Source organism: Novosphingobium naphthalenivorans NBRC 102051 (assembly GCF_001590985.1).
Classification (GTDB): domain Bacteria; phylum Pseudomonadota; class Alphaproteobacteria; order Sphingomonadales; family Sphingomonadaceae; genus Novosphingobium; species Novosphingobium naphthalenivorans.
Map to the genome: position 1 here is coordinate 1 of NZ_BCTX01000108.1, position 11,940 is coordinate 11,940.

At 64.4% G+C, this 11,940-nt stretch carries 13 protein-coding genes; 11 read left to right on the forward strand and 2 right to left on the reverse strand.

What is annotated here, in order from left to right; genetic code table 11:
• Positions 1 to 330 precede the first annotated feature (330 nt).
• A complete protein-coding gene (locus NN5_RS22225) occupies positions 331 to 1,032 on the forward strand; it encodes a Crp/Fnr family transcriptional regulator (protein ID WP_067738407.1) in 702 nt (233 codons plus the stop codon).
• A gap of 141 nt (positions 1,033 to 1,173) precedes the next feature.
• Here NN5_RS22225 and NN5_RS22230 read toward each other — a convergent pair whose 3' ends face one another.
• Entirely contained in the window at positions 1,174 to 1,863 is a 690-nt protein-coding gene (locus NN5_RS22230) for an OmpW/AlkL family protein (protein WP_067738410.1), read from the reverse strand.
• 228 nt (positions 1,864 to 2,091) lie between these two features.
• On the opposite strand from NN5_RS22230, the gene ccoN reads away from it, so the two are divergent.
• From ccoN to hemN, 10 genes are all read left to right on the forward strand, one after another.
• Positions 2,092 to 3,741, forward strand: a complete 1,650-nt coding sequence (ccoN, locus tag NN5_RS22235) for a cytochrome-c oxidase, cbb3-type subunit I (RefSeq protein ID WP_067738413.1) — start codon at positions 2,092 to 2,094, stop codon at positions 3,739 to 3,741.
• Positions 3,742 to 3,764: 23 nt separating this feature from the next.
• Positions 3,765 to 4,514 (forward strand): cytochrome-c oxidase, cbb3-type subunit II, encoded by a 750-nt coding sequence (ccoO, locus tag NN5_RS22240; protein WP_067738416.1) that lies wholly within the window; start codon positions 3,765 to 3,767, stop codon positions 4,512 to 4,514.
• Entirely contained in the window at positions 4,511 to 4,687 is a 177-nt protein-coding gene (locus NN5_RS22245; protein ID WP_067738419.1) for a CcoQ/FixQ family Cbb3-type cytochrome c oxidase assembly chaperone, read from the forward strand. Before ccoO ends, NN5_RS22245 begins: the two co-directional genes overlap by 4 nt.
• On the forward strand, positions 4,680 to 5,606 hold the full coding sequence (gene ccoP, locus NN5_RS22250; protein WP_067738423.1) for a cytochrome-c oxidase, cbb3-type subunit III: 927 nt from the start codon (positions 4,680 to 4,682) through the stop codon (positions 5,604 to 5,606). Before NN5_RS22245 ends, ccoP begins: the two co-directional genes overlap by 8 nt.
• A gap of 83 nt (positions 5,607 to 5,689) precedes the next feature.
• Positions 5,690 to 7,147, forward strand: coding sequence for a cytochrome c oxidase accessory protein CcoG (gene ccoG / locus NN5_RS22255; RefSeq protein WP_067738426.1), 1,458 nt, complete (start codon positions 5,690 to 5,692; stop codon positions 7,145 to 7,147).
• A complete protein-coding gene (locus tag NN5_RS22260) occupies positions 7,147 to 7,644 on the forward strand; it encodes a FixH family protein (RefSeq protein WP_067738429.1) in 498 nt (165 codons plus the stop codon). Before ccoG ends, NN5_RS22260 begins: the two co-directional genes overlap by 1 nt.
• Positions 7,641 to 9,806: a heavy metal translocating P-type ATPase gene (locus NN5_RS22265; protein WP_067738432.1), complete on the forward strand. Its 2,166-nt coding sequence runs from the start codon at positions 7,641 to 7,643 to the stop codon at positions 9,804 to 9,806. The genes NN5_RS22260 and NN5_RS22265 overlap by 4 nt, the downstream gene beginning before the upstream one ends.
• On the forward strand, positions 9,803 to 9,952 hold the full coding sequence (gene ccoS, locus NN5_RS22270; protein ID WP_067738435.1) for a cbb3-type cytochrome oxidase assembly protein CcoS: 150 nt from the start codon (positions 9,803 to 9,805) through the stop codon (positions 9,950 to 9,952). The genes NN5_RS22265 and ccoS overlap by 4 nt, the downstream gene beginning before the upstream one ends.
• Positions 9,949 to 10,173, forward strand: a complete 225-nt coding sequence (locus NN5_RS22275; protein ID WP_067738438.1) for a hypothetical protein — start codon at positions 9,949 to 9,951, stop codon at positions 10,171 to 10,173. Before ccoS ends, NN5_RS22275 begins: the two co-directional genes overlap by 4 nt.
• A gap of 32 nt (positions 10,174 to 10,205) precedes the next feature.
• The gene (hemN, locus tag NN5_RS22280) at positions 10,206 to 11,531 is read left to right on the forward strand and encodes an oxygen-independent coproporphyrinogen III oxidase (RefSeq protein ID WP_067738441.1); all 1,326 of its coding nucleotides are present in this window, start codon (positions 10,206 to 10,208) and stop codon (positions 11,529 to 11,531) included.
• A 61-nt stretch (positions 11,532 to 11,592) separates the two neighbouring features.
• Here hemN and NN5_RS22285 read toward each other — a convergent pair whose 3' ends face one another.
• Positions 11,593 to 11,865, reverse strand: a complete 273-nt coding sequence (locus NN5_RS22285) for a PilZ domain-containing protein (RefSeq protein ID WP_067738444.1) — start codon at positions 11,863 to 11,865, stop codon at positions 11,593 to 11,595.
• Positions 11,866 to 11,940: the final 75 nt, after the last annotated feature.

Below are 11,940 nucleotides of genomic sequence, written 5' to 3' on the forward strand. Positions count from 1 at the left end.
AGAATGCCGCAAGCACAGGCAATCGGCCGCGTGCGTGCTGCAATTACCCGTGTTGGCCGGCCAATGGTTCCTAATCAGTCTGCGGGACAGTTTGCGGAGGGATCCGCAATTATCACGCCCTTATAGATGGTTAACATTGCCTGCGAGTTCCGGCGCGAGTGGGCCGGATGAGCCCGGTCCTAGAGGGGCGTTTCGACGCCACGAACGCCGCCGCGAATGCCAAGCAGCTGTTTGCAAAGGCGGTTGGTCCGTGGAGGAGTGCTTTTCACTCCTTTAGTTTTGCGCTAACGGAGCGCTTTGAGCCGATCCTTCGGCGTTGGTGTCCGATCTATGTCCACTTGTGACCTTTGCGTTGTCCGGAACCGGGCAATCTGTGCTTCGCTCGATACGAAAGAGCTCGATGCCCTCAATGCGATCGGGCGGACCCGCAAGATCGCGCCGGGGGAATCGCTGATCTGGGAAGGCGAGGATTCAGTGCTCGTCGCCAACGTGATCGAAGGCGTTCTCAAGCTCTCGACCAATACCGAAGACGGGCGCGAGCAGATCGTCGGCGTCGTCTATCCTTCCGATTTCATTGGCCGTCCCTTCGGCGGCAAGTCCGGCCATGGCGTGACCGCGCTGACAGACGCCAAGGTCTGCGTCTTTTCGCGCCGCGATTTCGATGCCTTTGCGCGCGACCACCCGCAACTGGAGCACAAGCTGCTCGAACGCACGCTGGGTGAGCTTGACCGCACGCGGCGCTGGATGCTGTTGCTCGGGCGCAAGTCCGCCTCGGAAAAGATGGCGAGCTTCCTGATCGAGATGTCCGAGCGGTTGAACGTTTCGGGCTGCAAGGTCGATTTCGACAAACCCAACCAGCGTCATCTCGTCCTGCCGTTCTCGCGCCAGCAGATTGCCGACGTGCTCGGGCTGACGATCGAAACGGTAAGCCGCCAGTTCACGCGCCTGAAGAACGAAGGCGTGATTGATCTGCCGTCACGCCGCGACGTTGCGATCCTCGATTTCGACGCACTGGTCGCCGAAGCGGGCTGACAAAAACGCTGTTTCCTCCCGGACTGGGGCTTGCTGCGCACCTCGGGTAATGTTCCGGACGGCCTTTTCGTTTGCGCGCGCAACGAAAAAGGGGAGCCTTTCGGCTCCCCTTCTATGCTGTCGCCGTGAGGCGAGGCAGGCTCAGAAGCGGTACGATACGCCCGCGCTGAGAACCCACGGATCGAGATCGTGCTTGGTTTCGAGAACCTTGGTGCCCGAAGCGTAGAACTTCGCGGTGGGCTTCATGAAGTACTTCTTGGCATCCAGCGAGAGACCGAAGCCGCTGTCGCCCAGCGCAATGTCGACGCCGCCCTGCAGAGCAACACCGAACGAGTTCGACATCTTGACCCGGTCGACGCCCAGCGCCTTGGCAGTCGTGCCGGGCTTTTCGTCGAACACGAAGAAGATCGACGGACCCGCGCCGATATACGGCTTGATCGGGCCGCCCATGTCCAGGTGGTACTTGGCGGTGACCGTGGCGGGCAGGATCAGCACGTGGTTGACGAGATTGGCGCCGGTCAGATCGGCAGCGCCGTTGACGTGGTGCTGGGTGAAGCAGCAGATCGTCTCGACCGACACGTTATTAGTGAAGAAGTATTCGATCGCGAGCGTCGGCACGACGTTGTCGTTGGCCTTGGTGTCCACCGTAACGCCCGAGAGCGTGGTGGCGAGCGTCGGATCAATGTACTTGATCTTGTCGATGCCGCCGTCCGGAAGAACGGCCGTGCCAAGTACCTTCACCTGAATCTTGCCGTCGGGGCTACCGGCCATGGCCGGCGTGGTGATTGCGGTGGCCGCTGCGAGCGCGGCGAGCATCATGGTCTTGCGCATAGTCTTGTCTTTCATGTCCGCCGGGGCCGCACCGTGCGATCCCCCCTCTTGAGCGGCTGCGACTTTGCGTTTCCTCCAATTGCATCGAACATGAATTGATCGCGCGCAAATTCGCGGGAATTGGTGCTTTTTTTGTAGTTGGATCATTTTGATCGTTATCAATGCGGGGGTTCGTGATACTCTCCAAGGCGGCAACAGGTTCAGCAACAATCTCGAAAGAGAAGACATATGGTAACGGTCCTCGCACGGGCAGGCTTGTGGCTTGCCGTGCTCTTCCTTGCCGTCATCGGGGTCGCACTTGCGGCGGATGGGGGTTTCGCCATTCACATGGGCATCGTCGCGCTGGCAGCGCTGATTGCCGTGTGGTTCACGATCAGCGGGGCAGATTATTCGGCCATCGCGCGCGGCATCCTCAAGATGCCGGATCAAAGCAAGTATGATGACGATCCGGTTCGATGGGGCGTTATCGCGACGGTGTTCTGGGGCATGGCCGGTTTCGCGGCCGGGTTGTTCATCGCGCTTCAGCTCACCTGGCCCGTGCTGGATATGGCACCGTACCTCAATTTCGGGCGGCTTCGCCCGCTGCACACGTCGGCCGTGATCTTCGCATTCGGTGGCAACGCCCTGATCGCGTCGAGCTTCTACGTCGTGCAGCGCACCTGCCGCGCGCGCCTGGCTTTTCCGAGCCTCGCGCGTTTCGTGTTCTGGGGCTATCAGCTCTTCATCGTGCTGGCTGCGACCGGTTACCTGCTGGGCATTACCCAGTCCAAGGAATACGCCGAGCCTGAATGGTATGTGGACTGGTGGCTGACGATCGTCTGGGTCTGCTATCTGCTGGTGTTCGTGGGCACGATCATCAAGCGTTCGGAACCGCATATCTACGTCGCCAACTGGTTCTACCTGGCGTTCATCATCACCATCGCGATGCTGCACGTGGTCAACAACCTCGACGTGCCGGTGAGCTTCTTCGGTTCGAAGAGCTATCCGCTGTTCGGCGGCGTGCAGGGCGCGCTGGTGCAGTGGTGGTACGGCCACAACGCGGTCGGCTTCTTCCTGACCGCTGGCTTCCTGGCGATGATGTACTACTTCGTGCCGAAGCAGGCTGAACGCCCGATCTACAGCTATCGTCTGTCGATCATCCACTTCTGGGCGCTGATCTTCCTCTACATCTGGGCGGGTCCGCACCACCTCCACTACACCGCGCTGCCCGACTGGGCGCAGACGCTGGGCATGGTCTTCTCGATCATGCTGTGGATGCCGAGCTGGGGTGGCATGATCAACGGCCTGATGACGCTCAACGGCGCCTGGGACAAGGTTCGCACCGACCCGATCATCCGCATGATGATCATGTCGGTCGCCTTCTACGGCATGAGCACGTTCGAAGGCCCGATGATGTCGATCAAGAGCGTCAACTCGCTCTCGCACTACACCAACTGGACCATCGGCCACGTGCACTCGGGTGCGCTGGGCTGGAACGGCATGATCACTTTCGGCGCCATCTACTACCTGACGCCGCGCCTGTGGGGCCGCGAACGCCTCTACTCGCTGCGCATGGTCAACTGGCACTTCTGGCTCGCGACGATCGGTATCGTCTTCTACGCCGCCAGCATGTGGGTCGCGGGTATCACCCAGGGTCTGATGTGGCGTGAATACGGGCCGGACGGCTACCTGGTGAACTCGTTCGCCGATACGGTCGCCGCGATCCACCCGATGTATGCGCTGCGCGCCTTTGGCGGCCTGCTCTACCTCTCCGGTGGCGTGCTGATGGTGATCAACGTCTGGCAGACGATCGCCGGCAAGCTTCGCACCGAAGCGCCGATGCACGATGCCGCCTACGATCCTGCCGCCGACCGGCCGATCCTGGCTCCTGCCGAATAAGCGCGACGAAAAGGAATAGAACAATGACTTCCATCGTTGAGCGTCACAAGAAGCTCGAGAAGAACGTCACGCTGCTCGGCATCGGTGCTTTCATCACGGTCGCAATCGGCGGCATCGTCGAGATCGCACCGCTGTTCTGGATCGACAACACGATCGAGAAGGTCCAGGGCATGCGTCCCTACACGCCGCTCGAACAGGCCGGCCGCGACATCTACGTGCGCGAAGGGTGCTACGTCTGCCACAGCCAGATGATCCGTCCCTTCCGTGACGAGACCGAGCGCTACGGCCACTACAGCCTGGCCGCGGAATCGATGTACGACCATCCGTTCCAGTGGGGTTCGGAGCGTACCGGGCCCGACCTGGCACGCGTGGGCCAGCGCTACTCGGACGAGTGGCACGTGCAGCACCTCAAGAATCCGCAGTCGGTGGTGCCGGAAAGCGTCATGCCCAAGTACGGGTTCCTGGCGGAAACCGATCTCAAGGTTCCGGACGTGGCGGCCAATCTCAAGGCCCTGCGGGACGTGGGTGTGCCTTACACCGACAAGGACGTCGAGATGGCCGTGGCCGACCTCAAGGCCCAGGCCGATCCCGAGGCTGACGCCGGAGATTTCGAAACGCGCTATCCCAAGGCGCAGATCCGCGACTTCGACGGCAATCCCTCTCGTCTGACCGAGATGGATGCGCTTGTCGCCTATCTGCAGATGCTGGGCACGCTGGTCGACGTCAACGGTCCCGCCGCGCAGGAAGAACTCGCATCGGAGCATGGACGATGATCACGATCGAGCACTCCCTGTACGAGACGCTGCGGCAGATTGCCGACAGCTGGGCACTGGTTGCGATGGGGCTGGCCTTTCTCGTCCTCGTTGCCTGGCCGTTCCGGCCGGGAATGCGGGAGAAGAGCAACGAGGCCGCCAACATGATCTTCAAGGACGAGAACGATGGCTAACAAGCGTCTCGATGAAGCCACGAACACCGAAACCGTCGGCCACGAGTGGGACGGGATCGAGGAACTCAACACGCCGTTGCCGCGCTGGTGGCTCTGGTCTTTTTACGCCTCGATCGTCTTCGCGATCGGCTATGTGATTGCCTATCCGGCGCTGCCGGGCCGTCACTCGGCGACGCCGGGCATGCTGGGCTGGACCAGCCGCGGACAGCTCGACAACGAGCTGAAGACCGCTGCGGCCGACCGGGCCAAGACCGTTGCCGCGCTCAAGGACATGCCGATCGAGCAATTGCCGCAGCATCCCGAACTGATGCGCGCGGCCGTGGCTGGCGGTGCGGCGGCGTTCAAGGTCAACTGCGTCCAGTGCCACGGCGCCGGTGCAGCGGGCTCGAACGGCTTCCCCAACCTCAACGATGACGACTGGCTGTGGGGCGGCGATCTCAAGACCATCCAGCAGACGCTGATTCACGGCATCCGCCAGCCGGGTGACGATCAGACGCGGATGAGCCAGATGCCGGCTTTCGGCCGGGATGGCCTGCTGACCCCCGCGCAGATCCAGGACACGACGAGCTTCGTCCTGTCGCTGTCGGGCAAGGAAAAGCCCAGCGCGGCTTCGCAGCGGGGCAAGGCCGTGTTCGAGGCCAACTGCGCCGTCTGCCATGGCCCGGAAGGCAAGGGTGACCGCCAGTTCGGTGCGCCGAACCTGTCGGATGCGATCTGGCTCTATGCAGGCACCCGCGATGCGGTCAGCGCGCAGATCACCAATCCGCGCCACGGCGTGATGCCGGCCTGGGGAGCACGCCTCGATCCGGTGACGGTCAAGATGCTGGCGGCCTACGTCCACTCGCTGGGCGGCGGCGAAGAATTTGCGCCGGCACCGGCCGAAGCGCAACCTGCGGCTGACGCGACTGCGGCCCAATAGGCCGCAGTCACCTCCCGGGGCGGGTCGCACGTGCCCCGGGGGGCCGCTCAGCCCCCCAATAAATACACGGGCGGACCAAGGACATGAACAAGCCTGAAAACCTGAAGCCGGAAGACGAGCCGCTGGGCCTCTATGCCAAGCGCGAGCCGGTCTTCAACCGGCGCATCGACGGCAAGTTCCGGCGCATCAAGTGGGCGATCATGGTGATCTGCCTCGCGATCTACTGGATCACGCCGTGGATCCGGTGGGATCGCGGGCCCTACGCGCCGAACCAGGCTGTCCTGATCGATCTGGCGCATCGCCGCTTCTACATGTTCAGCATCGAAATCTGGCCGCAGGAATTCTACTTCGTGGCCGGTCTCCTCATCATGGCGGGTATCGGCCTGTTCCTCGTGACCAGTGCCGTCGGCCGCGCCTGGTGCGGCTATGCCTGCCCGCAGACCGTGTGGACCGACGTGTTCCAGCACGTCGACCGCTTTTTCGATGGCGACCGCAACGCCCGTTTCCGTCTGTACAAGGCGCCCTGGGGCCCGGCCAAGATTGCCCGGCGCCTGGCCAAGTGGTCCGTCTATCTCGCGATCAGCTTCGCCACCGGCGGCGCGTGGATCTTCTACTTCGCCGACGCGCCGACGCTGCAGCATGCATTCTGGACGGGTACGGCGCCGGTCGTCGCTTATGCGACCACGTTCGTCCTCACCATGACCACTTTCGTGCTCGGCGGCTTCATGCGCGAGCAGGTGTGCATCTACATGTGCCCCTGGCCGCGCATCCAGACGGCGATGCTCGACGAGAAGAGCCTGCTCGTCACCTACAAGGACTGGCGCGGCGAGCCGCGCGGCAGTGTCAAGAAGGCCGAGAAGAACCCTGGCCAGTTCGGCGACTGCATCGACTGCAACCAGTGCGTCGCGGTCTGCCCCACCGGCGTCGATATCCGCAACGGGCCGACGATCGGCTGCATCACCTGCGCGCTGTGCATCGATGCCTGCGACCGGGTGATGAAGGAAACCGGCCGTCCGCGCGGGCTGATCGACTATGCCACGCTGGAAGATGCCGAGCGGGAAAAGGCCGGCGAGCAGCCCACCCGCCATCTCAAGCTGATCTGGCGTCCGCGCACGATCCTCTATTTCAGCGTCTGGGCCGGCATCGGTCTGGCCCTGCTGTTCATGCTCGGCACGCGCATCCATACCCAGCTCAACGTGGCGAAGGACCGCAACCCGCCCTACATCCTGATGAGCGACGGATCGATCCGCAACGCCTACGCCCTGCGCCTGCGCAACATGGAAGGCCGTCCCCGCCAGATGGACATCTCGATCGAGGGTCTGCCCGGCGCGGCCATGTGGACCGAGGATATGGCGCGCGAAGACGCGAGCCGGACCCTGACCCGCATGGTGCCCGCGGATGAAACGCAAAGCGTGCGCGTCTATGTGGTCGCCCCGTCCGATACCGCTTCGCAGAAGTTCGAGTTCAAGCTTCAGGCGGTCGGGGATGCCCGCGAAAAGGACGAGGCCGACGTCAAGTTCGACGCTCCGGAAGGACAGTGATGAGCAGCCAGCAAGCCCCTCGCCGCAAGCCGTTCACCGGCAAGCACATGACTCTGATTCTGGTCGCAGGCTTCGGGGTCGTGTTTGCCGTGAACTTCCTGATGGCGAGCCTCGCCACCTCGACGTTCGGCGGTGTCGTGGTTGAGAATTCCTATGTCGCCAGCCAGCATTTCAACCGCTGGCTGGATGAAGCGGCCAAGGAAAAGGCGCTGGGCTGGAAAGTCGATGTGCAGCGCCGCACCGATGGCCGGCTGACGGCCGCGCTCACCGGGGTGCCTGCCTACCCGACGGTCAAGGCCATCGCCCGCCATCCCCTGGGCCGCAAGCCCGATGTTGCGCTGACTTTCCAGAAGGACGTGAGCGGTGCCTTTGTCAGCGACAAGCCGCTGCCCGAAGGACGCTGGATCCTGCGCTTCGATATCGAGGCCGGCGGCGAGGTCTGGCGCGGCGAGGATCAGGTCGAAGGGCTGGAGGTGATGGGACAGCCGGTTCCATGAATGCGCCCGTCCCCGATCTGGCGCCTGACCTGCCGGTCTCCGGAGAGTGCATCGACAGCCGCTTTACCGTGCCGGGGATGCGCTGTGCCGGGTGCATCGGCAAAGTCGAACGCGGCTTGTCCGCCGTTCCCGGTGTCGCAGCCGCGCGCGTGAATTTCTCGGCCAAGCGGGTGGCGGTCAGCCACGTGCCCAGGCTGACTGAAGACGATATCATCGACGAACTGCGCAAGCTCGGTTTCGAGGCCGAGCGTGCCGCCGACAATCCGCTCGGCCGCGACGATGCGGAAACCAAGCGCCTGCTGCGCGCGCTGGCCGTTGCCGGTTTCGGCATGATGAACATCATGCTGCTTTCGGTCAGCGTATGGTCCGGCGCGGATGCGGTGACGCGCGAGATGTTCCACTGGATCAGTGCGCTGATTGCGGTTCCGGTCATCGCCTATGCCGGGCGCCCGTTCTTTTCCTCGGCGCTGATGGCGCTGCGCTACCGCCGCACCAACATGGACGTGCCGATTTCGATCGGCGTGCTGCTGGCGACCGGGCTCAGCCTCTACGAGACCGTGACCGGCGGCGCTCACGCCTATTTCGACGGCGCGGTGATGCTGCTGTTCTTCCTGCTCGCAGGCCGCGTGCTCGATGCGATGATGCGCAGCCGGGCCCGCTCGGGCATCGCTTCGCTGCTCGGCCGCATGGGCCGGGGCGCGCATGTGGTGCAGCCGGACGGTTCGACGCAATATGTCGAGGCCGAAAGGCTGGCGCCGGGCATGGTCATGCTGGTCGCGGCTGGCGAGGCCCTGGCGGCCGATGGCGAAGTGCTGGAAGGCCGCACCACGATCGATTCCTCGATGCTGACCGGGGAAAGCGATCCGCGCCCCGCCGGGCCGGGCGATGCGATCCACGCCGGGATGGTCAACCTCGGCAATCCGGTGCGGGTCAAAGTCACCGCCGCCGCGCAGGACACGGCGCTGGCCGATATTGCGCGGCTGATGGACGAGGCCGGTCAGTCGCGCTCGCGCTATGTGCGGATCGCGGACAAGGCCTCGCGCATCTATGCACCGGCCGTGCACAGCCTCGCGTTCCTGAGCTTCTGCGGCTGGATGCTGGCAGGTGCGGGCGTCTATCATGCGCTGACGATTGCCGTGGCCGTGCTGATCATCACTTGCCCTTGCGCGCTGGGCCTTGCGGTTCCCGCCGCGCAGGTCGTTGCCGCCGGGGCGCTGATGAAGCGCGGGCTGCTGATCAAGGATGGCTCTGCGCTCGAACGGCTGGCCGAAGTGGATGAGGCCCTGTTCGACAAGACCGGCACGTTGACGCTCGGCGAGCCGCGTCCGGCGGACCTCGGGGTGCTCGATGCGCAGGCCCGCCCGCTGGCGCTGGCGCTGGCGCAGGGCAGCCGCCATCCGCTCAGCCGGGGGCTGGCGCAGGCCCTGCGCGATGCCGGGACCGAACCCGCCGCGCTCGACGATCTGGCCGAGACCGCGGGCATGGGCATGACCGCGCGGTTTCAGGGGCATGACGTGGCGCTGGTGCGGCCCGAGGCGGAAACCGCCGGGCTTTCGGTCGACCTGCTGGTGGATGGCGCGCGCACGCGAATCGCGTTTACCGATCCGCTGCGTCCCGACGTGCGCGAGACGATCGCCGCGCTGGCGGCGCAGGGTATCCGCTCCGGCATCGTCTCGGGCGACCGCGTGGAAACCGTGGCGGCGGTCGGCACGCAGCTCGGCATCGAAGCGGTGGGCGGCATGACGCCGGCGGAAAAGCTCGACATGCTGGGCGACCGCGCCGCCAAGGGGCACAAAGTGCTCATGGTCGGCGATGGCCTCAACGACGGGCCGGCGCTGGCCGGGGCCCATGTCTCGATCGCGCCGGGCGGAGCCAGCGACGTCAGCCAGCAGGCGGCCGATGCCGTCTTCGTGGGCGAGCGCTTCATGCCGGTGGCGCTGGCTGTGCGCGTGGCGCGCGCGACCATGGGGATCGTGCGGCAGAACTTCGTGATGGCTGCGGTTTACAACATGCTGGCCGTGCCGCTCGCCATCTTCGGTTTCGTCACGCCGCTGATCGCGGCGGTCGCGATGTCCGCCAGTTCGCTGCTGGTTGTCGGCAACTCGCTGCGTCTGGCGCGTGCGGCTGGGCAAGACGGGGCTGGGCGGGATAGCGCCGCATGAGCATTCTCGGCTTTCTGATCCCTCTTGCGCTGCTGATGGGGCTCGCCGGTCTGGGCGCGTTTTTCTGGGCCATGAGGAGCGGGCAGTTCGAGGATCTCGACGGCGCCGCCAATCGCATCCTCATCGACGAGGAGGATGACAAGTGAAGCGTGAACTGGCCGTCCTGGGCACGCTGGCGCTGCTCCCGGCCATGATCGGCCCGCTTGAGGCCGAGGCACGCGGCATCATCGCGCCGCTTTGCGGCGGCGGCGTGGTAACGATCCCGGCGGCCCCCACCGATGGCCCCCCGGGGCCGCCACAGGGCCCCTGCTGTGCCAAGGGATGCCACACCGGCTCGTCCCGTAAGCGGCTTGATCGATCGCAATGATCTTTCCTGTCGCTTAGGCGATTACCCTGAGTATGTGGACCTATCACCCCGACCTGCTGGCGGTTCCCGTACCGCGCTACACGAGCTTCCCGACGGCCGCGGAATTTGCCGAGGGCGTGGGTGAAAAGGAAATGTCCGCCGCGCTTGCGGGGGAGAACGGCGATATCTCGCTCTACGTGCATATCCCGTTTTGCGAGAAGATCTGCTGGTATTGCGGCTGCAACACCAGCGTTGCCAACCGCAGGGACCGCGTCACCAGCTATCTCGACGCCTTGCATCAGGAGATTGCGCTGGTGGCCGAGCGCTTGCCCAAGGCGGCCAAAGTCGGGCGAATCGCATTCGGCGGCGGCAGCCCCAACGGGATTTCGCCGATCGATTTCGTGCGCGTCGTCGATGTGCTGACGCTGGAGTTCGGCATTCAGACGGAAGGCGAACGTCCGGTCTTCTCGATCGAGCTCGATCCGCGCACCTTGGGCCCCGAATGGGCCTCGGTTCTGGCCTTCGTGGGCATTTCGCGTGCCAGTCTGGGTGTGCAGACGTTCGAGCCGGCGCTTCAGGAAGCGATCGGCCGTATCCAGCCTACCCGCATGATCGAGAATGCCACGGCCATGCTGCGCAGCAGCGGCGTGCGTTCGCTGAATTTCGATCTGATGTACGGCCTTCCGGGCCAGACCATGGATCATCTGCGCAACTCGCTGGAACAGACCGTCGCGCTCGGTGCGGACCGGGTGGCGCTGTTCGGCTATGCCCATGTGCCGCACCTGATCGCGCGGCAGAAGAAGATTGACGGCAGCGCGCTGCCCGATGCCGAAATGCGCTTCCGCATGGCTGCCTTCGGGCACGATTATCTGGTCGAGCAGGGCTACATGCCGGTGGGCTTCGATCATTTCGCGCGGCCGGGGGATTCGCTGGCGCAGGCTTCGCTGAGCGGGACTCTGCGGCGCAATTTCCAGGGCTTTACCGAAGATCAGGCGCCTGTTCTGATCGGTCTGGGCGCGTCGGCGATCAGCAGCTTTCCCGATCTGCTCGTCCAGAACGAGAAGAACACCGGGCGATACCGGATGATGCTTTCGCAGCACCGGCTGACGGCCAACCGGGGGATCGTCCGCAGGCCGGATGACCGCCGCCGCGGCGCCGTGATCGAAGCGTTGCTGTGCAAGGCGCGCGCGCATGTCGATCCCGATCTCAAGCGCGAAGCTCTGCCGATGCTGCAAGGCTATGTCGATGCAGGACTGTGCGAGATGGATGGCGAGGATCTGGTGATTCATCCGGGCGGCCTGCCCTACGCCCGGTCGATCGCGGCGCGCTTCGATCCCTATCGCCGGGATTCGCTGCGGCGTTTCAGTTCGGCGGTGTGACAGCCAGGCCCACACGGTCAGGATGCTGATGGGTTTGCATCACGGAATGCCGTGATGGGGATCAGGCCCGGGTATCGAACTCGACGCCGAACAGGTTGCCGTCGGTCCAGCGCACCAGTCCCCAGACTTCGCGCCCGTCCTCAAGATGGGCGCGCACCACTTCGTTGGGGGCCGGGGCTTGCCCAAGCGCGGCGGCGCTGAGGCCTTTCGACGAGATATCGCGCACCATGACTTCGATGGCCTCCCCGCGCGCATTGGTCAGCGCAAAGCGTGCGCACTTGTTGCGCCGGCGTTCGCGCAGGATCGGGGTGGGTTTGAAACGGGACTTGTCCATCCGTCCGTAGGACGGCTGTGCGAGGTCCGGCTTAAGGCTTTGCTACACCAAGCCGCGATGATCGGAACCCATAGA

Coding starts and splice junctions, on each gene's coding strand:
- NN5_RS22225 (WP_067738407.1), top strand. CDS start 331: ATGTCCACTTGTGACCTTTGCGTTGTCCGGAACCGGGCAATCTGTGCT.
- NN5_RS22230 (WP_067738410.1), bottom strand. CDS start 1,863: ATGCGCAAGACCATGATGCTCGCCGCGCTCGCAGCGGCCACCGCAATC.
- ccoN (WP_067738413.1), top strand. CDS start 2,092: ATGGTAACGGTCCTCGCACGGGCAGGCTTGTGGCTTGCCGTGCTCTTC.
- ccoO (WP_067738416.1), top strand. CDS start 3,765: ATGACTTCCATCGTTGAGCGTCACAAGAAGCTCGAGAAGAACGTCACG.
- NN5_RS22245 (WP_067738419.1), top strand. CDS start 4,511: ATGATCACGATCGAGCACTCCCTGTACGAGACGCTGCGGCAGATTGCC.
- ccoP (WP_067738423.1), top strand. CDS start 4,680: ATGGCTAACAAGCGTCTCGATGAAGCCACGAACACCGAAACCGTCGGC.
- ccoG (WP_067738426.1), top strand. CDS start 5,690: ATGAACAAGCCTGAAAACCTGAAGCCGGAAGACGAGCCGCTGGGCCTC.
- NN5_RS22260 (WP_067738429.1), top strand. CDS start 7,147: ATGAGCAGCCAGCAAGCCCCTCGCCGCAAGCCGTTCACCGGCAAGCAC.
- NN5_RS22265 (WP_067738432.1), top strand. CDS start 7,641: ATGAATGCGCCCGTCCCCGATCTGGCGCCTGACCTGCCGGTCTCCGGA.
- ccoS (WP_067738435.1), top strand. CDS start 9,803: ATGAGCATTCTCGGCTTTCTGATCCCTCTTGCGCTGCTGATGGGGCTC.
- hemN (WP_067738441.1), top strand. CDS start 10,206: ATGTGGACCTATCACCCCGACCTGCTGGCGGTTCCCGTACCGCGCTAC.
- NN5_RS22285 (WP_067738444.1), bottom strand. CDS start 11,865: ATGGACAAGTCCCGTTTCAAACCCACCCCGATCCTGCGCGAACGCCGG.